The following is a 24508-nucleotide window of genomic DNA, read 5'->3' as shown; positions in this document are numbered from 1 at the left end:
TTCTGTGTCTTGAACTACGGCTCAGATCAGACTCGAGCCAAACCCAGATCCGAATCAGGCTCAAGCCACCTTCTTGTCGAAGAACTGCTCGTCTTCCGTCGAGCCGTGCAGCGCGGTCGTCGACGCTTCGCGCTCGACCGTTTGCGTCACGGCATCGAAGTAGCCGGTGCCGACTTCGCGCTGATGCTTCACGGCGGTGAAGCCCTTTTCCGCCGCGGCGAACTCGGCCTGCTGCATTTCGACGAAAGCGCTCATCTGCGTGCGGGCATAGCCGTGCGCAAGGTTGAACATCGAGTAGTTCAGCGCGTGGAAGCCGGCCAGCGTGATGAACTGGAACTTGTAGCCCATCGCACCGAGTTCCTTCTGGAACTTGGCGATCGTCGCGTCGTCGAGATTCTTCTTCCAGTTGAACGACGGCGAGCAGTTGTACGACAGCAGCTTGCCCGGGAATTCCTTGTGGATCGCCTCGGCGAATTTCTTGGCGAACTCGAGATCCGGCTTGCCGGTTTCGCACCAGATCATGTCGGCATACGGCGCGTACGCGAGGCCGCGCGAGATGGCCTGCTCGATGCCCGGCCTGGTGCGGTAGAAGCCTTCCACCGTGCGCTCGCCGGTCAGGAACGGCTTGTCGTTGTCGTCGATGTCCGAGGTCACCAGATCGGCCGCTTCCGCGTCCGTCCGGGCGAGCAGGACGGTCGGCGTGCCGGAGACGTCGGCCGCCAGACGCGCCGCGGTCAGCTTGGCAATGTTTTCGCGGGTCGGCACGAGCACCTTGCCGCCCATGTGGCCGCACTTCTTGACCGAGGCGAGCTGGTCTTCGAAGTGCACGCCCGCGGCGCCGGCTTCGATCATTGCCTTCATCAGCTCGAAGGCGTTGAGCACGCCGCCGAAACCGGCTTCCGCGTCGGCCACGATCGGGGCGAAGAAGTCCACATAGCCTTCGTCGCCCGGGTTCTTGCCTTCTGACCACTGGATCTGGTCGGCGCGCGTGAGCGTATTGTTGATGCGCTTGACCACCAGCGGCACCGAGTTGGCCGGATACAGCGACTGGTCCGGGTACATTTCGCCCGCGACGTTGGCGTCGCCCGCCACCTGCCAGCCCGACAGATAGATGGCCTTCAGGCCGGCCTTGACCTGCTGCATGGCCTGGTTGCCGGTCAGCGCGCCGAGCGCGTTGACGAACGGCTCGCTATGGATGCTTTCCCACAGCTTTTCCGCGCCGCGCCGTGCGAGCGTGTGTTCCACCGGCACTGAGCCGCGCAGGCGCACCACGTCGTCGGCGGTGTAGGTGCGCTTGATGCCTTTCCAGCGCGGATCGGTGTCCCACTGCTGCTGGAGTTCTTGTGCTTGCTGTTGGCGTGTCGTCATGATGTGCTCCTTGGATTGCCTGAAAAGTGGATCAGTGAACGCTGTGTTCTGCGAAGCGGGTGCCCGAGGGCGTTTCGTTTCGTGAACTCTTATATAAGAGTCTAGGCAAAACAGGATACGTGCAACAGACGCGTGGCAAGCTTTGTTTGAGATTTTTTATCGTTTTAAATCATTAGTTTATATTCGTCGTTCCGCATTAAGAAACGTAATTTTCCCTGCTGCAATAGCCCTTGTTGTGCCACGCAGCACGATTTTTTACGAGGCAAAAAAATTTTTCGCATCGTGAAATTTGGCGGTCTATCAAAGTTCGACGAAACACGGGCGAAAAAAAACCGGTGCCTGAGCACCGGTTTCTTCTGAGCTTTGGGCGGCGAGCCGCCGCCCAAGGTCCCGCTATTTAGCTGCCGCGACGCGCCGTACGCGGACCGTCGCTGCGGCGTGCGCCGTAGCCACCGTCACGCGAGCCGCCGTAGCCTTCGCGCGAACCGCCGCCAGCCGACTTGCCGGCCCAGCCGCCGCCATTGCCGCCACCGTTACCGCTGCGAGCGCCGCCGCCGTTACCGCCCGGCTTGCCGCTGCCGCTGCCGAAGCGACGGCCGCCGCCGTTGCCACCGCCCGGACGGCCACGGCCGCCAAAGCCAGGGCGGCCGTTACCCGACGGAGCCGACTTGCGCGGCTCGAAGCCTTCGACGACGTTGACCGGCAGCGGGGTGCGCACGAAACGTTCGATGCGCTTCAGCGCGCCTTGCTCGGCGTGGTGCACGAGGCTCACGGCGACACCCGAGCGGCCGGCACGGCCGGTACGGCCGATACGGTGCACGTAGTCTTCAGCGAACTTCGGCAGGTCGTAGTTGAACACGTGGGTGATGCCCGGAATGTCGATACCGCGAGCTGCCACGTCCGTTGCCACCAGCACGCGCACACGGCGCTCGCGCAGGGCGCGGATCGTGCGGTTACGTGCGCCTTGCGGCAGGTCGCCGTGCAGGGCGGCCGATTCGAAACCGGCGTCGGCCAGACGGCCGGCCAACTGGTCGGCGTCCATCTTGGTGGCCGTGAAGACGATAGCCTGATCGAGGCCGGCGTCACGCAGCAGATGGTCGAGCAGACGGTCCTTGTGATCGCGGTCGTCCACGTAGTGAACGGTTTGCGCGATGTTGGTGCGCTGCTCCATGCGCTGGACGATCTCGATACGCTCCGGATCCTTCAGCAGGCGGCTCGTCAGCGAACCGATCTTGCCGTCGAGCGTGGCCGAGAACAGCATGGTCTGGCGCGTAGCCGGGGTAGCCGCAACGATCGTTTCGATGTCTTCGATGAAGCCCATGTCGAGCATGCGGTCAGCTTCGTCGAGCACGAGGATCTGCAGTTGCGACAGGTCGATACGGCCGCGTTCCAGATGGTCGATCAGACGGCCCGGGGTAGCGACCAGGATTTCCGGGTTCTTCGCGAGCAGCATCAACTGCTGGCCGTAAGCGACGCCGCCCAGAATGCTGACGGTGCGCAGGCGCTTGAGGTGCTTGCCGTAGGTGGCGGCAGCCGTGGTGACCTGCATGGCCAGCTCACGGGTCGGCGTCAGAACCAGCATGGTCGGACGGGCAACCGGTTGCGGACGGCGCGTGCGTGCGCCATCAGCCGGACGCGGCTCGCGCGGCTGGCTGGCCTGGGCCTTTTGCAATTGCGCGAAACGCTCGATGGCGGGCAGCATGAACGCGGCGGTCTTGCCCGAACCGGTCGGGCTCGAGACCAGCAGATCGCGGCCGGCGATACCGGCGGGGATGGCGCGTTGCTGAACCGGAGTCGGGGTTTGATAGCCAGCGGCGGTCAGCGCGGAGACGACATCCGGGGACAGACCGAGCGACGCGAACGACGGGCCGGCGGGAGCGGCGGTTTCAGCGGCGGCGGCTTGTGCCGGTGCGTCGGTGAGACCGAGGGCCTGGTCGGCGATGGCGTTCAACGGGCTGCTGGGGGTATTGCTCGAAGTCATGAGAATCCTTAAAACGATCCTGGGTGATTCACGGAATAAATACGTCGGCGCCAATCGGCATACCCAAGTCGTCGGATTCAGCGAGCAAAGAAGCAGCGAGCAAATCGAAAAACGGGGGCAGCTCGCGGCAGTTAAGGCGAGCTTTTCGTTAGAAGCTGTATCGGTTGCGACATGCCAACACGGCGTGCCGCCAGCCTGGTACATGATCGCCCGTAGGGGGCTAGGCAGGAGGGGACAGGTTCTAAACTGGATTGGAGCTAAACGCTACGAGGCGCTGCGCCGCAAGCGCCGCTAGAAGAAAGCCGGGCATAGCAGTGAAGCGCAGGCAGCATTATATAGAGTTTTGCTGCACCGCGCCACATTTAAGACATTTCCATGAAGGAAAGTGCGTTTTCTGCGCCTGGTCCTGCTACAACTGCGGCAACCCGTTACGCCGAGGCGCCGCTTTTCAGCGATTCGACCAGTTCGACATACTGCTGCTTGGCCGCGTCCTGGGCCGTGCCCTTGAGCGCCGCCCAGGCGTCGTATTTGTACTTACCGACGATGTCGGTGAAGCCCGGCTTGTCGCCGTGCACGTCGCCCTTGGTGGCCTGCTTGTAGAGCGCGTAGAGGCGCAGCAGCGTCAGGTTGCCCGGACGTTCCGGCAGTTGTTGCACTTCTTCGTGGGCTTTCGCGAATTGTGCGTCGACGTCGCTCATGTCTTTCTCCGTGGCGAATTCAAGATGGGCCGTCGATCATATCAAGCGGCATCCCCGCCTGGCTCGAACCGGGCTCGAACGTTCATTCCAAACGCGGCGGCGCGGGGACAACGCGGTGGCGACGCGGAACCACGTGAGCGGAGCACGCCCCCGGGTCCGCGGCGCTGCATGCACGCTGCGTGCCCGGCAAGGCGAGGCGTCGCATTACAATAGCGGTCATGACCCGAACTGTGCTGCTTGCCCTCGATACGTCGACCGAATATTGCTCGGTCGCGCTTCTGTCCGCCGCCGTCGACGCGCCGGGCGCTCCTGCCTCCGAACCGCGCACCTGGGTGCGTCACGAAGCGACCGGCGCCGTGTCCAGCACGCGCCTGTTGCCGGCGATCCGCGAACTGTTCGACGAAGCCGGCCTCGCGCTGGCCGACTGCGATGCGATTGCCTTCGGAGCGGGTCCCGGCTCGTTCACCGGTCTGCGCACCGCGACGGGTGTCGCGCAGGGACTCGCGTTCGGCCTGAATTGCCCGGTGGTGCCGATCGGCACCTTGCTCGCCTGCGCCGAGAGCGCGCGTTTACGCGATCCGTCGGTCAAGCGCGTGCTGGCGGCGCTCGACGCCCGCATGGACGAGGTCTACTGGGCCGATTATGAGTGGGACGACGCCCAGGGCGAATGGCGCACCATCCAGTCCGCGTCGCTCGATGCGCCGGACCGGCTGAGCCTGCCCGGCGCGCCGTTTACGCTGGCAGGCAATGCCGCCGCTGCCTTTGGCGAGCGCCTCGTGGCGAGCACGGTAGCCAGAGCCATTGACGCCGAAGCGCTGCCGCATGCGCTGCCTCTCGCCTTTGCGGCACTGCGCGCGCTGCGTGCGGGCCGCACGGTGCCGGCGGAGCAGGCGGCGCCCGAATATGTGCGCGACAAGGTTGCGCAAACCACCGCAGAGCGGATGGCGGAGAAAGCCGCAAAGACCGGGACGGCCGGCGAGGCTGAAAAGGCCGGGGAGGCCGGGCAGGATGCCGGCGCCAGGCACGCGGCTTCGCAGACTGCCCCCTACGTTGCACCGCAGGGCGAGGGCGGACGATGAGCGGCGTGTTGCTGGCGGACCGCTACATGTCGCCAATGACCGAAGGCGATCTCGACGAGGTCGCTATCATCGAAAAAGCGGCGTATGAGTTTCCGTGGAGCCGCGGCAATTTCGAAGATTCGCTGCGCAACGGCTACTTCGGCATCTGTCTGCGCCACGTCACCGGCGCCCTGATCGGTTATTGCGTGCTGATGCCGGTGGTCGACGAGATGCATCTGCTCAACCTGTGCGTGGCGCCGGCCGCGCAGGGCGCGGGCGCCGGGTTGTCGCTGCTGCGTGAAGCGGTGCGCATTACGCGCAACGAAAAACTTGAGGGACTGCTGCTTGAAGTGCGGCCGTCGAACCACCGGGCCATCCGGCTTTATGAACGCTTCGGCTTTGCTTCGATTGGCCGTCGCAAGAACTACTATCCGGCGCGTCATCGCAGCCGGGAGGACGCCATTGTGATGCGTTTTTCGTTTGCCAGGGAGGGCGCAAATGGCGCTGCATGAATCCGCGCTGGAGGAGTTCGGCCTTGCGCCGATGTGGGTGCGCCGCGGCATGGGGCAGGCGGGTGCTGCTGAGGCTGGGCAAGCAGCGGCGCCTGACGCGCCTGTGCAAGGCTTGATGGATGGCTCGGCGGCAGATGCGCTTCGCGGTGCGGAGGAGCGTCACCCTGCTGCGGGAGCGCGCGACGACGCATTCGAACCGGTCTCGCGCGTAGCTGCACCGCGTCCCCACGCTGTTGCGCGTACTGAGGATGACAGCGTCGCCGCGCCAAGCCGCACAGAGATGCGCGAAGTGGTTCCGGCGCGCGACGAGGGCCGCAACGATGCTCCGGCACGAGCACCCGCCCCGCGTCCGCCCGCTGCCCGCCCTGTGCAGACCACTCAGGTAGCCCACTCGGCACGCACCGAACCGGCCGCGCCTTCGGCCCCGGCATCCGCCCCTCCCGACGACGATTTCGCCTGGTTCGACGACCTCCCGGCTCACCCGCCGGGGCAAGCGCGCGAGGTGCCGGCCGAGCGCGCCGAACCGACCGTCCACACGCTCGACTGGGACGCGCTCGCCGAACGCGTGGCGGGTTGCGAACGTTGCCGCTTGTGTGAGAAGCGCACCAACACGGTATTCGGCGTCGGCGACCGCAACGCCGACTGGATGCTGATCGGCGAGGCCCCCGGAGAAAACGAGGACCGTCAGGGCGAGCCGTTCGTCGGCCAGGCCGGCAAGCTGCTCGACAACATGCTGCGCTCGTTGACGCTCGCGCGCGACACCAACGTCTACATCGCCAACGTGATCAAGTGCCGGCCGCCCGGCAACCGCAATCCCGAGCCTGACGAGGTGGCGCGTTGCGAGCCGTACCTGCAGCGTCAGGTTGCGCTCGTCAAACCGAAGCTGATCATCGCGCTCGGCCGTTTCGCCGCGCAGAGCCTGCTGAAGACCGACGCCAGCATTTCGTCGTTGCGCGGCCGCGTACACCAGTACGAGGGCGTGCCTGTGATCGTCACGTATCATCCGGCCTATCTGCTGCGCAGCTTGCCGGACAAGGCCAAGGCCTGGACCGACCTGTGCCTCGCCCGCGATACCTGGCGCAAGACGGCCGGTGCGCCGGGTAACTGATGAACGCCCCCCGGCCGGCCTTGCTCCCGGCCGCTGTGCCCACGGCACAGTGGGATGCGCTGCGCGAGCCCGCGGTGCGCGATCTGGCCTGGCTGCTGTTCAGCGCGGATTTGTTGCGCGCGCAACCACCGGTGGGGATGCTGGCCAGCGCGTTCGAAACGCCGGAAGAACTGACTGCCACTATCGACTGGCTGCTCGCGCTTGATGCCGACGCGAGCGCACTCAAAAACGACATCGCGGCGGCTCGCGTCACGCGCCTTGGCCGTTACGCGGAATGCCTGCTCGCGTGGTTCCTGCAACATGGGCCGACTGCGCGCCTGATCGCCGCGAACGTGCCGCTGCGGCGAGCGGGCCTTACCCTGGGCGAGTGCGATTTTCTGGTGCAGACGCGAGCGGGGCGGCGCCTTCATTGGGAACTGGCCGTCAAATGCTATCTGCACGCAGGGGACGGGCGGGCGCAACTGTCGGATTACGTGGGCCCCAATCTGCAGGACCGCTTCGATCTGAAGCTCAGCCACTTGCTCGATCATCAGTTGCCGCTCAGCGGACGGGAAGAATTCGTCACGCTCGGACACACGGGGCCGTGGGAGCCGCAGATGTTCATCAAGGGCTGGCTGTTTTACCGGCAGGGCGAGACGAGCAGCGATCCGGTGGAAATCGATCCTGCGCATGCGCGCGGCTGGTGGTCGACGCGTGCGGACTGGCCTGCTTTCGCGGCTGGGCATGCACAGGCGTGGCGAGTCTTGCCGCGTCTGGAATGGCTTGCACCGCGGCGCCATGAAGCGGGTGTGGCCGAGGCCGAAGGCATTGCGTTTGTCGACGTGGCTGCGCTTGGCGAGCGGATCGCACATCAGAATGGCCCGACCATGGTCGCGGCTTTCCATACCGACGATGCAGGGCGCTGGGTCGAGCGCTCGCGCGGCTTTATCGTGCCGGACGACTGGCCGCAGAAGGCGCAGGCGTTTGCGAGGCAGTGACGCTGCTCAATGGCGCCGGGCCTACCTATCGGCAACGAGGCAACGAGGCACCGCCACCAGCCCCGTTTCACCACCAGCGATAAAAATGATGCACCGGTCCGACGCCCTTGCCGACGTCGAGCTGGCCGCTCGCTTCAAGCGCTCCGGTCAGATACGCCTTCGCATCCGCAACCGCGCTTGCGAGGTCGCCGCGTTGCGGAATCAAGGCCGCAATCGATGCCGACAGCGTGCATCCCGTGCCATGCGTGTTCTTCACCGGCACGCGCGGCGCACCCAGGCGCAGCGTGCCGCTGTCCTGCACCAGCCAGTCGGGGCTGTCGGCGGCCGCGAGATGGCCGCCTTTCATCAGCACGGCGCGTGCGCCGAGTGCGCGCAGGGCTTCACCCTGTTCGATCATCTGCGCTTCATCGGTTGCGGTGGCGCGCCCCAGCAACTCGGCGGCCTCCGGCAGATTCGGTGTCAGCAGATCGGCGAGCGGCAGCAACTCATCGCGCACCACCGCCACCGCGTCAGGCAGCAGCAACGCGTGATTGCTCTTGGAGATCATCACGGTGTCGAGCACCACGTGCTTCGGCCGATGGCGTCTTAGCGCTTCCGCCACGGCCCGTGCAATCTGCGCGTTCGCCAGCATGCCGATCTTCACCGCGTCGATGCGGATATCGTCGAATACCGCGTCGAGCTGCGCGGCGACAAACGCCGGGTCCGGCGTATGGATCGCCGTCACGCCGCGCGTGTTTTGTGCGGTGAGCGCCGTAATCACGCTTGCGCCATAGGCGCCGAGCGCGGAAAAGGCCTTGAGGTCGGCCTGAATGCCGGCGCCGCCACCGGAGTCGGAACCGGCGATCGTCAGGACGTTGGGAATGGGTTGAGTCATGGCAAGGCTGGAAAGAGAGGATCGCGGCTGCGTTGCTTGATCCTGATGCTCAAGGTACGCGGGGTACTCAAGGTACTGGCGCGGGCCGCGGACTGCCGCCCGGCACTCCTGGTTGCTGCGTGGTGCTGCCCAGTGCCGCTAGATGCTGCTTGGTGCCGAATGGTGCCGCTCGTTGCCGCTTGGCGCCACCGGCTCGGACCCCAACCCGCGCCCGGCGTGCCGTCAGTGCTTCACTTCGCCAATCAGCGCGACCGAATCGAAGGCGCGCTGGTTCGCCTGGTGACGCCGCATCACGAACCACATCATCACACAGACGAAAGTGCCGAACAGCACGATCACCGCCGACACCGGCACGTCGAGCCATACCAGCACCGCATACAGGCACAGCATCACGAGCACCGAGAGATTCTCGTTGAAGTTCTGCACGGCGATGGAGTGACCGGCCGACAGCAGCACGTGGCCGCGATGCTGCAGCAGCGCATTCATCGGGACCACGAAAAAGCCCGACAGGCCGCCGACGACCATCAGGAAGATATAGGCGAGAATCAGATAGCCCGGCACATGCATGCGGCCGAAATAGAGGCCCCAATGCGCGGGGAACAGGTCGCGGGTGTAGAAGGCCATCATCATCACCGCGATGCCCATCACGATGCCGACCGGCAGCACCGAAAGCGACTTCTTGAGCGGCACGCGCGAGGCGGCGATGATAGCGCCCGCGGCCACGCCGACGGCCACCACCGCCTGGAGGATCGCGCCTTCGGAAAGCGACATGCCGAGCGAGACCTCCGCCCACTTCAGCACGATGAACTGCAGCGTGGCGCCCGCACCCCAGAACAGCGTCGTGACGGCGAGCGAAATCTGGCCCAGCTTGTCGTGCCACAGTACCTGGAAGCAGTCGGCGAAATCGGTGATGAGCTTGATCGGGCCGCGTTCCTGTTTCGGATAGCGCGCGCCGGTGTCCGGAATACGCAGATTAAATAGCGCGGCAATCACATAGATGGCCATGATGACCAGCATCGCGGCTTCGGCCGGCGTGTTGACGGTCGGAATATGGTGCTTGAGTATGTGCGAGGCAATATGCGGGCTGATCAATGCGCCGCCTAATACGGTGCCTAGAATGATCGAGCCGACTGTGGTGCCTTCGATCCAGCCGTTCGCGGCGACGAGCCGGTCAGGCGGCAGCAGTTCGGTGAGAATGCCGTATTTGGCGGGCGAGTAGGCCGCGGCCCCAAAGCCGACGATGCCGTACGCAATCAGCGGATGCGCGCCCACCAGCATCGTGAAGCAGCCGACCACCTTGATGGTGTTGGTGACGAACATCACGTGCCCCTTCGGGCGCGAGTCGGCAAAGGCGCCTACAAAGGCAGCAAGGACGACGTACGACAGCACAAAAAACAGCTTGAGCAGCGGCGTCATCCAGTTTGGGGCGTGAAGATCTTTCAGCAGTGCAATAGCAGCGATCAGAAGCGCATTGTCGGCCAGCGATGAAAAAAACTGCGCGGCCATGATGGTGTAAAAACCTTTTTTCATCTGATGCGATGCTGTCCTCGCTGCGGTCTGTCCGCCCCGGCCGTGTGCAAGGCGTCCGGGCTTATTCCGTTCGAAATGGGTTGTGCGCACGGCTTTATATCATGAAAATAGCTGAATCCGGACTAGCAGAATCCTTGATCGCACCGCCCAGCGGGCTCCTGAGCACTGAAAACGCACTGTAAGCTCCTGATTCGCAAGCGTCTTTACGAAAATTTCCCATGCCGCGCCCCCTCTCAGCCACCATTCACACCGCTGCACTTGCCAATAACCTCGCCGTCGTCCGCCGTTATGCCCCAAATTCGAAGATCTGGGCGGTCGTCAAGGCCAACGCATACGGACACGGGCTCGCCAGAGCCTTTCCCGGTTTGCGCGCAACGGACGGCTTTGGATTGCTCGACCTTGAAGAAGCGGTGAAGTTGCGTGAATTGGGCTGGGCCGGTCCGATTCTTTTGCTCGAGGGCTTTTTTCGCCCCACCGATATCGATGTGATCGACCGCTACAGCCTGAGCACCGCGCTGCACTCGGACGAACAACTGCGCATGCTGGAAATGGCGCGTCTGTCCAAACCGGTCAATATTCAGTTGAAAATGAACAGCGGCATGAATCGCCTCGGCTATACGCCGGAGCGTTTTCGTGCGGCGTGGGAGCGCGCGCGCGCCTGCCAGGGTGTGGGCCAGATTACGCTGATGACGCATTTCTCGGACGCGGATACCGAGCGCGGCGTCGCCTACCAGATGGAGGCGTTCGAGCGTGGCGCGCAGGGTATCGCGGGCGCGCGTAGCCTCGCCAATTCGGCGGCTACGCTGTGGCATCCGTCGTCGCATTTCGACTGGGTGCGCCCGGGCATCATCCTGTACGGCGCATCGCCGTCAGGAGTCACGGGAGCCATCGAGGGCACCGGCCTGCAGCCGGCCATGACGCTCGCTTCGGAGCTGATCGCGGTGCAGAACGTCCCCGAGGGACAGACCGTGGGCTACGGGTCGATCTTCAGGACGCGCACTGCCACGCGCATCGGCGTGGTGGCGTGCGGTTATGCGGACGGCTATCCGCGCGTGGCGCCCGAAGGCACGCCGGTGATCGTCGACGGCGTGCGCACGCGGGTCGTGGGCCGGGTGTCGATGGATATGCTCACCGTGGATCTGACGCCGTGCCCCACGGCCAGTGTCGGTTCGCGCGTCGAGCTGTGGGGTAACGCCTTGCCGATCGACGACGTCGCTCAGGCTTGCGGCACGATCGGCTATGAGCTGATGTGCGCGGTGGCGCCGCGCGTGCCGGTACGCGCTGAGTAAGTAGGTAACACCGGGGCACTGCGACATGGCGGCGTCGGTTTGGCGTCGCAGGCAGACCTTGCGGCTGACCGGTTCGACAGCCTCGGCACATTCAACCATTTCAATTCGACAAACAGGCAAGGCAAGGGCGCGTGGCTAAACAGAAGACGATGTACACCTGCACCGAATGCGGCGGGCAGGCGCCCAAGTGGCAGGGCCAGTGCCCGGCATGCCATGCGTGGAACACGCTGGTGGAGACGGTGGCCGAATCGCCCTCCGCGCACCGCTTTCAGTCGCTCGCCAGGAGCGCGGCGGTACAGCGCCTTGCGGACATCGAAGCATCGGATGTGCCGCGCTTCTCGACCGGCGTCAGCGAATTCGACCGCGTGCTGGGCGGCGGTCTGGTGCCGGGCGGGGTGGTGCTGATCGGCGGCGATCCGGGCATCGGCAAATCGACGCTGCTGCTGCAGTCGCTCGCGGAAATCGCTCACGACCGGCGTGCGCTCTATATCAGCGGCGAAGAATCGGCGGCGCAGATTGCGTTGCGGGCGCAACGGCTGTCGCTGCTCGATCCAGGCTCGAAGGCGAGCGAACTCAGGCTGCTGGCCGAAATCCAGCTCGAAAAAATCCAGGCGACGATCGAAAGCGAGCGGCCCGACGTCGCCGTGATCGATTCGATCCAGACGGTGTATTCCGAGGCGCTGACCTCGGCGCCCGGCTCGGTCGCGCAGGTGCGCGAGTGCGCCGCGCAACTCACGCGTATCGCCAAGCAGTCGGGCACCGCGATCATCATGGTCGGGCATGTGACCAAGGAAGGCAATCTGGCCGGCCCGCGCGTGCTCGAACACATTGTCGATACGGTACTGTACTTCGAAGGCGATACGCACTCGTCGTTTCGCCTCGTGCGCGCGTTCAAGAACCGCTTCGGCGCGGTCAACGAACTTGGCGTATTCGCCATGACCGAGCGCGGTCTGCGCGGCGTGGCGAACCCGTCGGCGCTGTTTCTCTCGCAGCACGAGCAGATCGTGCCGGGTTCCTGCGTGCTGGTGACCCAGGAGGGCTCGCGGCCGCTGCTGGTGGAAGTGCAGGCGCTGGTGGATGCGGCCAACGTGCCGAATCCGCGCCGGCTCGCGGTGGGGCTGGAACAGAATCGTCTGGCGATGCTGCTTGCCGTGCTGCACCGCCACGCCGGGATTGCCTGCTTCGATCAGGACGTGTTTCTGAATGCGGTGGGCGGCGTCAAGATTACCGAGCCGGCCGCCGACCTTGCGGTGCTGCTGGCCATTCATTCGTCGATGCGTAACAAAGCGTTGCCCAAGGGGTTGATCGTGTTCGGCGAAGTGGGGCTGGCGGGCGAGATCCGCCCATCGCCGCGCGGCCAGGACCGGCTCAAGGAAGCCGCCAAGCTGGGCTTCTCGGTTGCGCTGATTCCCAAGGCGAATGCGCCCAAGCAGCCGATTGACGGCTTACAGGTTATTGCCGTGGACCGCCTCGAACAGGCCATCGACAGGATCCGCACGCTAGAGTGAGCGTCGTCCGGCGGGCATTTTTGCAGCAAGCGCCGCGTAATGCTCCGTAAATAACTGGGTCAAGGCTGTAACCAACGCAACACGCGTATTCCCTAAGCTGGGCGGGTCTGCCATCCCTCTCAAGCGGAAAAGGATCGCGCCTTGAAACAGTCTTATGAAACCGTGACCGAGCGTCCCATGCTGGTGCGCGGCTGCCGAGTCTCCGCACCCATCCGTCAGCCCTGGGGCGGCGCGTGCCGGATCGTCGAATGGATCGATACGACTGGCCAGATTTCGCGGCGCGTCGTTGCTGAAAACGTCACGCCCGACGAAGTCCGCGCCACCATCGACCGCCATGTCGAAGGCCGCAAATACATGCTGTACGACGACGAGCGGGCGCCGCGGCAGACTTTGCCACGGCGCTAGGCGATGCTGGCTGCACGAGCGCTGCGGTGGCCTGAAGCGCGTTCAGTGCCCTCGCATTGTCTTTGCGGTGCTTTCCGCATCCGTATCCGAAGCGTGCGTCTATTGAGGCCGGCCGGCCTCGCCGGCATCGGGCGCTCCATCGGCCCGGTTGCCTCTGTTGGCCTCATCGGCCTCTTCGTACGCTTTGTGCGCTTTGTGCACTTTCTGCGCTCCGTGCGCTTCGTCGTTCACCTGGGCGCTCGCGTCGACCTCGGCCTCAGCCTGCGGATTGAAAAGCGGATGCTGCGCGGCCTCTGCCGGGGTGAGCACCGGCGAGACGCAGCAATCGAGCGGCTCCAGTAACCTTACCCAATCTTCCAGCGGACGGCTGGCGATCAGGCCGGTCATGTCCTGCATCAGCGCCACCGCATCCGGGCCGCCGATGGCCTGTCCGACGCTCCAGTGCCGGAACGCCCATTCGGGGCGATCGAGCGCGTAGCACAGCGTTTCCCAGAACTTCAGTTCGAGCGCCGCGACCGCGAGCCAGCGGCCGTCCCGGGTCCGATACAGGTTGTAGCAGGGCACACCGCCGTTGAGCAGGCCACCGCCTGCCGGTGGCGCTGCGCCGTCATTGGCGAGCGAGACGTGCGCCAGAAAATTGTTGGCGTGGGTGATGTGCGACATCGACACATCGACGAAGCGGCCATTGCCGCCGCGTGCCACATGCCACAGCGCCGCGAGAATCTGCGCGACCGCGCTCGCCGCGCCGCCGAGCAGGTCGGCAATCTGAAAGTTCGGCAGGATCGGCGCGCCGTCGCGGCTCGCCAGTTGCTCGAGCACACCCGCGTAGGCGATGTAGTTCAGATCGTGGCCGGCCTGACTGGCGAACGGCCCCGTCGATCCATAGCCGGTGATCGCGCAGTAGACGAGCTTGGGATTGAGCGCGCTCAGGGCTTCGTAGCCGATGCCGAGGCGCTCCATCACGCCGGGCCGGAAGCTCTCGATCAGCACGTCGGCTTCGCGCGCCAGCGCGCGCAGCACGGTGCGGCCCGCTTCGGACTTGAGGTCGAGGCGCGTTTCGCGCTTGCCGCGGTTGACCATGCGGTAGAACACGCCGGGGCGGCCGGCGACGCGATCGCTCGACGCCTGCAGCATTGTCCGGGTGGGGTCGCCGGCGCCGGGCGCTTCGATCTTCAGCACGTCCGCGCCCATTTCCGCGAGGCGTAGCGCCGCGACCGGGCCGGGCAACAGACGCGTCAGGTCAAGTACACGAAGGCCTTGCAATGCAGCGGGAGACGTCAATGCCAACCTCTCTCTTTGGAAAACGCCCGTTGATGCCGGTGCAGCTGGCGCGGCCACGTATGACGCGCTGCTAGCCGATCTGTTCAAGCTCCTCGTGAGTATCGAGCCATTCGGCTTCGAGCGCTTCGAGGCGCGCATTCACATCCGCCTGACGCCGGATGGCTTCCGTCAGTTTGCTCTTCTGCTGCGGATCGTAACTCGCCGGATCGGCAACGAACGTATCCAGCGTCGCCTTTTCGGTGTTGAGCGCGTCCATTTCCTTTTCGATCTTGCTGATGCGGCTCTGCAGCGGCTTCTTCAGATGCGCCAGCTTCTGGCGTGTCTCCGCGTCCTGGCGGCGCTGTTCCTTGCGGTTTGCCGCGCTGTCTTCGCCGTTCGCCGCGCCGCCTCCGCCAGCGGTACTGGTGCCGTTACCGGCCTTCAGCGCGAGGCGCTGTTCGGCGGCGTGCTGCAGCAGCCAGTCGCGGTAGTCGTCGAGATCGCCGTCGAACGGTTGCAGACGGTGTTTCGCCACCAGCATGAATTGATCGGTGGTGGCGCGCAGCAGATGCCGGTCGTGCGAAACGAGGATCAGCGTGCCTTCGAACTGCGCAAGCGCCATGGTGAGCGCGTGGCGTGTTTCCAGATCCAGGTGATTGGTCGGCTCGTCGAGCAGCAGCAGGTTCGGTTTTTGCCAGATCACCAGCGCGAGCGCGAGACGGGCCTTCTCGCCGCCGGAAAACGGCGCAATCGCGGCGGTGGCCATTTCACCGGAGAAGTTGAAGCCGCCGAGGTAATCGCGCAGCTCCTGCTCACGGGTATCGGGTGCGAGCCGCGCCAGGTGCTGCAGCGCCGAGTCTTGCGGGCGCAGCGTTTCGAGCTGATGCTGCGCGAAGTAGCCGATCCGCAGCCCTTTGCCTTCGCGCACACCGCCGCCGAGCGCCTCGAGCGTGCCGGCGAGCGTCTTGATGAGCGTGGATTTACCCTGGCCGTTGGCGCCGAGCAGGCCGATCCGCTGGCCGTTCTGGATGGACAGGTTGACCTGCTCGACAATCGGAATTTCGCCGCTTTCGTTGCGATAGCCGCAGCGCACGCCTTCCATCACCATCATGGGGTTGGGCGCGGAGTCCGGGGTGCGGAACTCGAACGTGAACGGCGAGGCCGCATGGGCCGGCGCGATTAGCTCCATCTTTTCGAGCGCCTTCACCCGGCTTTGCGCCTGGCGCGCCTTGGTGGCCTGCGCCTTGAAGCGGTTGATGTAGCTCTGCAGATGCTCGACCGTGCGCCGCTGCTTCTCATAGGCGCTCTGCTGCAGGGCGATCTGCTGGGCGCGCAGGATTTCGAACTGCGAATAATTGCCGCCATAGCGCTTGATCTGCTGCTGCTGCTCCAGATGCAGCGTCACGTTGCAGACCGAATCGAGAAATTCGCGGTCGTGCGAAATCACGATCAGCGTGCCTGGATAGCGGTGCAGCCAGTCTTCGAGCCAGACGATCGCATCGAGATCCAGGTGGTTGGTCGGCTCGTCGAGCAGCAGCAGGTCGGAGCGGCACATCAGCGCCTGGGCGAGATTCAGGCGCATGCGCCAGCCGCCCGAAAAGCTTGCCACCGGCAGGCGCGTCTGCTCGAGCGTGAAGCCGAGGCCGAGCAGCAGCGCTTCGGCGCGCGCCGGCGCGGTGTAGCCGTCGGCGTCGGCAAAGGCCGCGTGCGCCTCGCCTTCGGCGGCGCCGTCATGCGCGGCCGAGGCGGCGGCGATTGCGGCCTCGATGGCGCGCAGGGCGGCGTCGCCGTCGAGCGTATAGGCGAGCGCGGTCTTGTCGACGGCAGGGGTTTCCTGCGCCACGTGGGCGATTTGCCACGACGGCGGCATGGAGAAATCACCGGCGTCCGCATGCAGTTCGCCGAGCAGCACGGCAAACAGGGTCGACTTGCCCGCGCCATTCGCCCCGACCAGGCCGGCTTTTTCGCCGGGGTTCAGGGTGAAGGTGGTTTGTTCGAAGAGCGGCTTGGTGCCGCGCGCGAGACTGAACTGGTTAAAGCGGATCACAAAAAGAAGGCCGGCTTGGGAAAAACGCTATTTTAGACTGCCCGGCGCTTCGCCGGGCTGGGCTTGGGGATCGGCCGTTCGGCCGACTGTGCGAGAGCGGCTTTTCGCTTAGACTGACTCCTTTGGGTCACTACATCGCATGGAACCGGGGTAGCGCGCTAAAACGCGAACTCCGCTCGACAGGGGAGAACACATGGAATCGGTTTATTCATTCTCGGCGCGCACTTTGGGCGGCGAGGAAGTCAGCCTGGAGCAATATCGCGGCAAAGTGCTGCTGATCGTCAATACGGCGAGCGAATGCGGTTTCACGCCGCAATACGCCGGCCTGCAGAAGCTGTACGAAACCTACGCGGGCCGTGACTTCGAGATTCTCGGTTTCCCCTGCAACCAGTTCGGCAAGCAGGAGCCGGGCGATGCGGCGCAGATCGGCAGCTTTTGCGAGAAGAATTACGGCGTGACCTTCCCGCTGTTCGACAAGATCGACGTGAACGGCGCCAATGCCCATCCGCTGTACCGCTATCTGACCGGCGAGGCGCCGGGTCTGCTGGGGCTCGAGGCCATCAAATGGAACTTCACCAAGTTTCTGGTGGGCCGCGACGGTACGGTCGTCAAACGCTACGCGCCGGTGACGAAGCCTGAGGCGATTGCCGACGAGATCGGCAAGCTGCTGTAGCCGGCTGCCGGACCCGCAGCTAAAGAATCGGCGCGAACAGTCGGGCGACGTGCATGGTCACGCGCCTGAACGCGGGCGCCCGGCGGTACTCATTGCGGTCGATCTCATAGGCTTCGGCAAAGTCGCGCTCGAGCATCGCTTCGACCTCGGCCGCAAAGCCGCGGTCCACTGTCAGCACCATGATCTCGAAGTTCAGGCGAAACGAGCGGTTGTCGAGATTCGCGCTGCCGATCGCGGCCGCCACGCTGTCGATCAGCACGACCTTCTGATGCAGGAAGCCGGGCCGGTAGCGGAAGATCCGGATGCCCGCGCGCACTGAATCGTAGGCGTACAGCTTCGACGCCTCGAACACCACGTAGTGATCGCGCCGGCTTGGAATCAGAATGCGCACGTCCACACCGCGCAGCACCGCAAGACGCAGTGCCGAAAACACCGCTTCGTCCGGTACGAGGTAGGGCGTGGTGATCCAGATCCGTTCGCGCGCCGCGTTGATCGCCTCGACGAAGAATAGCGAGCAGGTCTCCTGCTTGTCGGCCGGACCGGTAGGCATGACGATGCAATGCATGCCCTGATCGGTCGGCTGGTGCGGCGGCATGTCGAGCGCAGGCAGGGTCTGGGTGGCCCAGTACCAGTCTTCGGTGAAGACGAACTGGATGCTGGCGACCACCGGGCCGCGCACCTCGATATGCGTATCGCGCCACGGCGAAAGAGGCGGCTTGGCGCCGAGATATTCCACGCCCACGTTATGGCCGCCCACGAACGCGCGCTCGCCGTCCACCGAAACGATCTTGCGGTGATTGCGGAAGTTGAGCTGGAAGCGGTTGACGAAGCGGCGGTTGGTGGCAAACGGATGCACTTCCACGCCGCCCGCGCGCAGCTTGGTCACGTAGCTGTGCGGCAGGTCGAAGCTGCCGATACTGTCGTACAGGAAATAGATACGCACGCCTTGCGCGGCTTTGGCGAGCAGGGCGTCCTTAAGCATCTCGCCGAGCGCATCGTCTTTCACGATGAAGAACTGCACGATGATGTAGCGGCGTGCCTGATCGATCGCTTCGAGGATCGCGGCGAAGGTCGCTTCGCCGTTCACCAGCGTGCGCACTGTATTACCGGGCAGGAAGGGCATGCCGCCCAGGTGGGTGAGCGAGCGCACCAGCCGGTGGCCGAGCGCCTCGGTCGGGTGGCCGGCCGAGGAGGCCTGTTCGTCCCAGGCGTGAGGATGCGCCTGGGTGCGCAGCGATTCGTTCTCGAGACGGCGCGCGTCGGCGTAGCCCTGGAACTTGCTGCGGCCGAGAAACAGATACGGCACCAGCGTCAGATACGGCATCGCCACCAGCGAGACCGCCCAGGCGACCGCGCCTTGCGAGGTGCGCGTGTTCAGGATGGCATGGCACGCCGCGATCACGCCCAGCACATGGGCGAGGGCAACGAGCGGGGCGATATGAAGTAAATCAAATTGCATAGGCGCGCAGGTTTTTCAATGCGCTTCCCGGCCACCCAGTATTGGGGGCAGGGAAGTCGATCGCGCTCATCTTACCGAACCCGTCCGCGTTGTGGTCGGGTTCGCTCAGGCAAATTAATGTGGCAAATCAGCCTGGCATGTCAGCCAGGCAAATCGGCCGCCTGGATCAGGAACACGTTGTCGTCGCCGGCGCTGGTCGACAGCCACACGAGGTCGAGGCCGCCGAACGCCGCTTCCACATTGGCGCGCTCGTTGCCGATTTCCACCACCAGCACGCCGTCGTCGGTCAGCCAGTTGCGCGCCTGCGAGATGATGCGGCGCACGATGTCCATGCCGTCCGCGCCGCCTGCCAGCGCCATTTCGGGCTCATGCCTGTACTCGGGCGGCAGCGCCGCCATCGATTCCGCGTTGACGTACGGCGGGTTGGTGATGATCACGTCGTAGCGGCGCTCGGGCAGCGGGGTGAACAGGTCGCCCTCGAACAGCGCGATGCGGTCGTCGAGTTTGTATTCGTCCACGTTGCGCGTGGCCACTTCGAGCGCCGGTTTTGAGAGGTCCACTGCGTCGACGTCGGCGTTCGGGAAGGCGTGCGCCGCGAGAATCGCGAGGCACCCGGAGCCGGTGCATAGCTCGAGCACGGCGCCAACCTGCTCGGGATCTTCGACGTACGGTTGCAGGCCGTCCTGCAGCAGCTCGCCGATAAACGAGCGCGGCACGATCACGCGTTCGTCCACGTGGAAGCGGAAACCGTGCATCCACGCTTCCTGGGTGATATAGGCCGCCGGCACGCGCTCGGTGGCACGCCGCTCGATCACGCTCAGAACGGTGTCGATTTCGGCCGCGGTCAGCTTCGCATCGAGAAACGGCTCGAGCAGATCGAGCGGCAGATGCAGCGAGTGCAGCACGAGGTAAGCGGCTTCGTCGTACGCGTTGGCCGAGACATGGCCGAACGACAGTTCGGCCTGGTTAAAGCGCGTCACTGCAAAACGCAGCAGGTCGCGGACGGTGGAAAACGGGAGCGTCATCGAGAGGGGTGTCCTTGGCGGGTTTGACGGGTTCGCACTACGACGTTACGCGACCAGTTGTTCGAGCACGCGCCGGTACACGTTCTTGAGCGGCTCGATATGGTTGACGTCGATATGCTCGTCGATCTTGTGAATGCTGGCGTTCAGCGGGCCGAACTCGACCACCTGTTCGCAGATGCGCGCGATGAAGCGGCCGTCGGAGGTGCCACCGGTGGTGGACAGCTCGGTGTCCACGCCGGTTTCGTCCTTGATCGCCTTGGCGAGCGCGTTCGACAGGTCGCCACGTGGCGTCAGGAACGGCAGGCCGCTTACCGACCATTGCAGATCGTATTCGAGACCATGCTTGTCGAGAATCGCATGCACGCGGCCTTGCAGGCCTTCAACCGTGCTGGCGGTCGAGAAACGGAAGTTGAACATCACGTCGGCATGGCCCGGAATCACGTTGCTCGCGCCCGTGCCGCTGTGGATGTTCGACACCTGCCAGGTGGTGGGCGGGAAGTATTCGTTGCCGTTGTCCCAGCGCTCGGCCACCAGCTCCGCCAGCGCGGGCGCCAGCAGATGCACGGGGTTTTTCGCCAGATGCGGGTAGGCGATATGGCCTTGCACGCCCTTGACGGTGAGCTTGCCGGACATCGAGCCGCGCCGGCCGTTCTTCACCATGTCGCCGAACTGCACGCTCGAAGTCGGCTCGCCGACGATGCAGTAGTCGAGCCGTTCGCCGCGCGCCTTCAGCGCTTCGACCACCTTGACGGTGCCGTCGGTGGCGGGGCCTTCTTCGTCGCTCGTGATCAGGAAGCCGATCGAGCCGCGATGCGCCGGATGCGCCGCCACGAACTCCTCGCTTGCCACCACGAAGCCGGCAATCGAGGTCTTCATATCGGCCGCGCCGCGGCCGTACAGCATGCCGTCGCGATGGGTCGGCTCGAACGGCGGCGAACTCCACTGCTCGAGCGGGCCGGTCGGCACCACGTCGGTGTGGCCGGCGAACACGAGCAGCTTGCCGCGCGTGCCGTCGACGCCGCGCTTGACGGCCCACAGATTGGTCACGCCATGCGATTCGATGGTCTCGCATTCGAAGCCAAGCGCCGCGAGACGCTCGATCAGGATGCGCTGGCAATGCTGGTCGTCGGGCGTGACGGAGGCGCGTGCGATCAGTTGTTCGGTAAGGGCGAGGGTGCCGGACATGGATTCAGTACTAGCCACTTTGAAATGAAAAAATGCCGGCTGCGGGTGAAACGCCGCAGCCGGCAACAGCTTCTTATGCACGCGGCGCCCTGACTACGGGCGCCGGTCTTGCGCCAGGGCAAAAGCACGCAAAGGTCACGCAAAGGTCACGCAAAGGTCACGCAAAGGTCACGCAAACTTCAGGCGAACAGGCTCTCGTACTCGTCCGCGGAAAAGCCGAGCGTCTTGACCCGCCCGTTGACGGCCACCACCGGCCGCTTGATCACCGAAGGCTTGTGGATCATCAGCGCGATCGCACCCGATTCGGTGTCCGCAGCGGCTTTCATGTCGTCGGACAGACCGCGCCAGGTCGTGCCGCGGCGGTTCAGCAGGGCGTCGAGCTTGACGTCCTTCAGCCAGTCCTGCACGAGCGGCGCCGTGACGCCGGCCTTCTTGAAATCGTGAAACTCGAACTCGACGCCATGTTCTTCCAGCCACACGCGGGCCTTCTTCACGGTGTCGCAGTTCGGGATGCCGTACACGACCGTCTTGTTGGCGCGTGCCATCAGTCGCCTCGCAGCAGCTCGTTCAGACCGACCTTGGCGCGCGTCTTCGCGTCGACCTTCTTGACGATCACGGCGCAGTACAGGCTGTGCGAGCCGTCCTTCGACGGCAGGTTGCCCGCCACCACCACCGAGCCGGCCGGGATGCGGCCATACGTGACTTCACCGGTTTCGCGGTCGTAAATCTTGGTGCTCTGGCCGAGGTACACGCCCATCGAGATCACCGAGTTTTCTTCGACGATCACGCCTTCCACGACTTCCGAACGCGCGCCGATAAAGCAGTTGTCTTCGATGATGACCGGGTTGGCCTGCAGCGGCTCCAGCACGCCGCCGATGCCCACGCCGCCCGACAGGTGGACGTTCTTGCCGATCTGCGCGCACGAGCCGACGGTGGCCCACGTGTCGACCATCGTGCCTTCGTCGACGTACGCGCCGATGTTGGTGTACGACGGCATCAGCACGACGTTCTTCGCGATGAACGAGCCGCGGCGCGCGATGGCCGGCGGCACGACGCGAAAGCCGCCGGCGGCGAAGTCTTCAGCGGTGTAGCTGGCGAACTTCGAGGGCACCTTGTCGTAGAACTGAGAGTAGCCGCCAGCCGGCATCGGCGCGTTGTCTTCCAGGCGGAACGACAGCAGCACGGCCTTCTTCAGCCATTGATTGACGACCCAATCACCGTCTTTTTTCTCGGCGACGCGCAGTGCACCCTTGTCGAGTTGTTCGATGGCGTGTGCGACGGCCTCGCGCACGTCGGCGGGGGCGGCCTTCGGCGACAGGTCTGCGCGGTTTTCCCAGGCGTTATCGATGATCTGCTGAAGTTGTTGCGACATATTCGTGGCTTAACGTGGATTGAAGAGTTGAAGTCGGAGGAAGAGGGGTGCCGAGCGTTACTGGGCGTGTGACTTGCTCGCAAGCCCACGGCAAAAGTCGACGATCCGCTGCGCGCCCTGAGTGCACTCGTCGACATCCGCGACAAGCGCAAGGCGCACGAAATTGCGGCCGGGGTTCGTGTTGTGCGCAGTGCGCGCCAGATACGAGCCCGGCAGAACCGTCACATTATAGTCGGCGTAAAGGCGCTGGGCGAACTCGGTATCGGAGAGGCCCGTGCGCGAAACGTCGGCCCACAGATAAAAGGCGGCATCCGGCAGACGCACGTCGAGCACCTCGGCCAGCATCGGCGTGACGGTGGCGAACTTCTGCACGTATTTGGCGCGGTTCTCGCGCACATGCGCTTCGTCGTTCCAGGCGGCGATGCTCGCAGCCTGATAGACAGTCGACAAGGCGGCGCCGTGGTATGTCCGGTATAGCAGGAACTGCTTGAGGATGGCCGCGTCGCCCGCCACGAACCCCGAGCGCATGCCGGGCACATTCGAGCGCTTCGACAGGCTGGAGAGCATCACGACGCGCTCAAAACCGCGGCCGAGCCGGTGCGCCGCTTCCAGTGCGCCGAGCGGCGGTTTGGCTTCGTCGAAATAGATCTCCGAGTAGCACTCGTCGGAGGCGATCACGAAACCATAGCGGTCGGACAGCGCGAACAGTTCGCGCCAGTCTTCGAGCGTCAGCACCGCGCCGGTCGGATTGCCCGGCGAGCAGACGTAGAGCAGCTGGGTGCGCGCCCATATCTCTGCCGGGATCGCCGCATAATCGCAGGCAAAATTGCGGGCCGGATCGCTATTGGCAAAGTATGGCTGGGCGCCGGCCAGCAGGGCGGCGCCTTCATAAATCTGGTAGAACGGGTTCGGGCAGAGTACGATCGCTGGCTCGCCCGCCGCATTTCGCTGCGGGTCGATCACGGTCTGCGCAAGCGCAAACAGCGCCTCGCGGGAACCGGCGACCGGCAGCACCTCAGTGGCCGGGTCGACCGGCGGCAGGTTGTAGCGCTTCGTCACCCAGGCGGCAATCGACTCGCGCAGCGCCACCGAGCCGATGGTGGCCGGATACGCCGACAGGCCGCCGAGCGAGGCGATCACCGCGTCGCGGATCAGCGCCGGAGTCGGATGTTTCGGTTCGCCGATGCCGAAGCTGATGTGCGGCAGGCCGGCGGGCGGCGTGACGTCCTTGAAAAGCGCGCGCAGCTTTTCGAACGGATAGGGCTGGAGGGAGTCGAGTAGCGGGTTCACTTGGCGGATCGAGCCTGATCGAAGACGGGCAGAGACAGGTGACGGGCCCGCGCGGTAGCCACAATCGCTGAGGTGCGACGATTGGACGGCAGCGGCGGCGGACCGATGATTATAGCGTGGCGCACGGCGCCGCGTGCCGGGCTAAAGGCTTGCGGCAGCGTGCGGACGCCGGGTGGCGGGGCGCGCATGGCTTGGCGGGCAGCCTGGATAAACAAAACTGGGAGAGATGATGCAGTTGGCAGTCGAGGGCAGGGCCGGCCGCGAGGCACGGTGCGGGGGCGGCGCGCTTCGAACCAGAATTCAGCGTGAGCGTCAGGGTGGACTCAAGCAGGAGTCTCAGGGCGAACTTCGAACCGAACCTCAGACCGAACCTCGGACCGCCCTTCAGGCAAACAGCAGGAGCGCGGCCCAATGAACAACTGGCTTCGCACAAGCTGGCCGACGCTCGCCATCATGCTGGGTGCGTCGGTATGGGGCGTGATCTGGTATCCGCTGCGCATGCTGGCTGCGCTCGGCGTGACCGGCACGGCGGCGAGCGCGCTGACGAGCGGCGCCGGGTGCCTGTTCGTGCTGCTGGTGCGCCGCCGCTCCATCGCCACGGTGCGCTGGCACTGGGTGCTGCCCGCGCTCGCGCTGGCCGCCGGCGTCACCAACCTGGGTTTTGTGTGGGGTTCGATCCACGGCCAGGTGATGCGCGTGCTGCTGCTGTTTTACCTGACCCCGGCCTGGACCGCCCTGTTTGCGCATTTCATCCTGCGTGAACGGTTGACGTGGGCCGCCGCCGGGCTGGCGGCGCTGTCGCTGGCGGGCGCCATGACCATGCTCTGGTCGCCGCAGCTCGGCGTGCCGTTGCCCGGCAATCTCGCCGAGTGGGCGGGCCTCGCGGGCG

Annotated in this window: 22 protein-coding genes; 9 read left to right on the top strand and 13 right to left on the bottom strand. The window is 64.9% G+C overall.

The window, feature by feature from the left end; genetic code table 11:
* Positions 1-60: 60 nt before the first annotated feature.
* The 3 genes from aceA to FFS45_RS15310 form a co-directional block, all read right to left on the bottom strand.
* A complete protein-coding gene (aceA, locus tag FFS45_RS15320; protein WP_137955503.1) occupies positions 61-1368 on the bottom strand; it encodes an isocitrate lyase in 1308 nt (435 codons plus the stop codon).
* A 397-nt stretch (positions 1369-1765) separates the two neighbouring features.
* Positions 1766-3349 carry a DEAD/DEAH box helicase gene (locus tag FFS45_RS15315; RefSeq protein ID WP_137955502.1) on the bottom strand — a complete coding sequence of 528 codons (1584 nt, stop codon included), beginning with the start codon at positions 3347-3349 and terminating at the stop codon, positions 1766-1768.
* Positions 3350-3777: 428 nt separating this feature from the next.
* Positions 3778-4047 carry an acyl-CoA-binding protein gene (locus tag FFS45_RS15310; RefSeq protein ID WP_074299679.1) on the bottom strand — a complete coding sequence of 90 codons (270 nt, stop codon included), beginning with the start codon at positions 4045-4047 and terminating at the stop codon, positions 3778-3780.
* 218 nt (positions 4048-4265) lie between these two features.
* Between FFS45_RS15310 and tsaB the strand changes: the two genes are divergently transcribed.
* The 4 genes from tsaB to FFS45_RS15290 are packed head-to-tail and all read left to right on the top strand — an operon-like array spanning position 4266 to position 7702.
* Positions 4266-5126 carry a tRNA (adenosine(37)-N6)-threonylcarbamoyltransferase complex dimerization subunit type 1 TsaB gene (gene tsaB / locus FFS45_RS15305; RefSeq protein ID WP_137955501.1) on the top strand — a complete coding sequence of 287 codons (861 nt, stop codon included), beginning with the start codon at positions 4266-4268 and terminating at the stop codon, positions 5124-5126.
* On the top strand, positions 5123-5617 hold the full coding sequence (gene rimI, locus FFS45_RS15300) for a ribosomal protein S18-alanine N-acetyltransferase (protein ID WP_137955500.1): 495 nt from the start codon (positions 5123-5125) through the stop codon (positions 5615-5617). Before tsaB ends, rimI begins: the two co-directional genes overlap by 4 nt.
* Positions 5604-6725 (top strand): uracil-DNA glycosylase, encoded by a 1122-nt coding sequence (locus FFS45_RS15295; protein ID WP_137955499.1) that lies wholly within the window; start codon positions 5604-5606, stop codon positions 6723-6725. Before rimI ends, FFS45_RS15295 begins: the two co-directional genes overlap by 14 nt.
* The gene (locus tag FFS45_RS15290; RefSeq protein ID WP_137955498.1) at positions 6725-7702 is read left to right on the top strand and encodes a DUF1853 family protein; all 978 of its coding nucleotides are present in this window, start codon (positions 6725-6727) and stop codon (positions 7700-7702) included. The genes FFS45_RS15295 and FFS45_RS15290 overlap by 1 nt, the downstream gene beginning before the upstream one ends.
* A 67-nt stretch (positions 7703-7769) precedes the next feature.
* On the opposite strand, the gene thiD is transcribed toward FFS45_RS15290, so the two are convergent.
* Together thiD and lplT are read right to left on the bottom strand one after the other, a co-directional pair.
* Positions 7770-8576, bottom strand: coding sequence for a bifunctional hydroxymethylpyrimidine kinase/phosphomethylpyrimidine kinase (gene thiD / locus FFS45_RS15285; protein ID WP_137955497.1), 807 nt, complete (start codon positions 8574-8576; stop codon positions 7770-7772).
* A gap of 222 nt (positions 8577-8798) precedes the next feature.
* The gene (gene lplT / locus FFS45_RS15280) at positions 8799-10106 is read right to left on the bottom strand and encodes a lysophospholipid transporter LplT (protein ID WP_137955496.1); all 1308 of its coding nucleotides are present in this window, start codon (positions 10104-10106) and stop codon (positions 8799-8801) included.
* 218 nt (positions 10107-10324) lie between these two features.
* On the opposite strand from lplT, the gene alr reads away from it, so the two are divergent.
* The 3 genes from alr to FFS45_RS15265 all read left to right on the top strand — a co-directional run bounded on the left by alr (position 10325) and on the right by FFS45_RS15265 (position 13308).
* The gene (alr, locus tag FFS45_RS15275; RefSeq protein WP_137955495.1) at positions 10325-11395 is read left to right on the top strand and encodes an alanine racemase; all 1071 of its coding nucleotides are present in this window, start codon (positions 10325-10327) and stop codon (positions 11393-11395) included.
* 131 nt (positions 11396-11526) lie between these two features.
* Entirely contained in the window at positions 11527-12903 is a 1377-nt protein-coding gene (radA, locus tag FFS45_RS15270; RefSeq protein ID WP_137955494.1) for a DNA repair protein RadA, read from the top strand.
* A 141-nt stretch (positions 12904-13044) separates the two neighbouring features.
* The gene (locus FFS45_RS15265; protein WP_090693984.1) at positions 13045-13308 is read left to right on the top strand and encodes a DUF2866 domain-containing protein; all 264 of its coding nucleotides are present in this window, start codon (positions 13045-13047) and stop codon (positions 13306-13308) included.
* 99 nt (positions 13309-13407) lie between these two features.
* Here FFS45_RS15265 and FFS45_RS15260 read toward each other — a convergent pair whose 3' ends face one another.
* Complete coding sequence (locus FFS45_RS15260) at positions 13408-14571, bottom strand: CaiB/BaiF CoA-transferase family protein (protein WP_137955599.1); 1164 nt, start codon at positions 14569-14571, stop codon at positions 13408-13410.
* Between the two features lie 88 nt (positions 14572-14659).
* Positions 14660-16615, bottom strand: a complete 1956-nt coding sequence (locus tag FFS45_RS15255) for an ATP-binding cassette domain-containing protein (protein WP_137955493.1) — start codon at positions 16613-16615, stop codon at positions 14660-14662.
* Between the two features lie 193 nt (positions 16616-16808).
* On the opposite strand from FFS45_RS15255, the gene FFS45_RS15250 reads away from it, so the two are divergent.
* Complete coding sequence (locus FFS45_RS15250) at positions 16809-17288, top strand: glutathione peroxidase (protein ID WP_137955492.1); 480 nt, start codon at positions 16809-16811, stop codon at positions 17286-17288.
* A gap of 19 nt (positions 17289-17307) precedes the next feature.
* Here the strand turns inward: FFS45_RS15250 and cls are convergent, their stop codons facing one another.
* The 6 genes from cls to dapC form a co-directional block, all read right to left on the bottom strand.
* Positions 17308-18747: a cardiolipin synthase gene (gene cls / locus FFS45_RS15245; RefSeq protein ID WP_137955491.1), complete on the bottom strand. Its 1440-nt coding sequence runs from the start codon at positions 18745-18747 to the stop codon at positions 17308-17310.
* Between the two features lie 140 nt (positions 18748-18887).
* Positions 18888-19772 carry a 50S ribosomal protein L3 N(5)-glutamine methyltransferase gene (gene prmB / locus FFS45_RS15240; RefSeq protein ID WP_137955490.1) on the bottom strand — a complete coding sequence of 295 codons (885 nt, stop codon included), beginning with the start codon at positions 19770-19772 and terminating at the stop codon, positions 18888-18890.
* A 45-nt stretch (positions 19773-19817) separates the two neighbouring features.
* The gene (dapE, locus tag FFS45_RS15235) at positions 19818-20957 is read right to left on the bottom strand and encodes a succinyl-diaminopimelate desuccinylase (RefSeq protein ID WP_137955489.1); all 1140 of its coding nucleotides are present in this window, start codon (positions 20955-20957) and stop codon (positions 19818-19820) included.
* Positions 20958-21136: 179 nt separating this feature from the next.
* On the bottom strand, positions 21137-21502 hold the full coding sequence (locus FFS45_RS15230) for an ArsC family reductase (protein ID WP_137955488.1): 366 nt from the start codon (positions 21500-21502) through the stop codon (positions 21137-21139).
* Positions 21502-22329, bottom strand: a complete 828-nt coding sequence (gene dapD / locus FFS45_RS15225) for a 2,3,4,5-tetrahydropyridine-2,6-dicarboxylate N-succinyltransferase (protein ID WP_137955487.1) — start codon at positions 22327-22329, stop codon at positions 21502-21504. Before dapD ends, FFS45_RS15230 begins: the two co-directional genes overlap by 1 nt.
* Positions 22330-22386: 57 nt before the next feature.
* A complete protein-coding gene (gene dapC, locus FFS45_RS15220) occupies positions 22387-23619 on the bottom strand; it encodes a succinyldiaminopimelate transaminase (RefSeq protein ID WP_137955486.1) in 1233 nt (410 codons plus the stop codon).
* Positions 23620-24030: 411 nt separating this feature from the next.
* Here dapC and FFS45_RS15215 point away from each other — a divergent pair.
* The coding region (locus FFS45_RS15215; protein WP_171029657.1) for an EamA family transporter at positions 24031-24508 on the top strand (478 nt) is incomplete at its 3' end.

The sequence above is a fragment of the Burkholderia sp. 4M9327F10 genome (genome assembly GCF_005503145.1).
Classification (GTDB): domain Bacteria; phylum Pseudomonadota; class Gammaproteobacteria; order Burkholderiales; family Burkholderiaceae; genus Paraburkholderia.
Note: the sequence above shows the minus strand (reverse complement) of the source record. Positions and strands in the feature narration are given on the sequence as shown.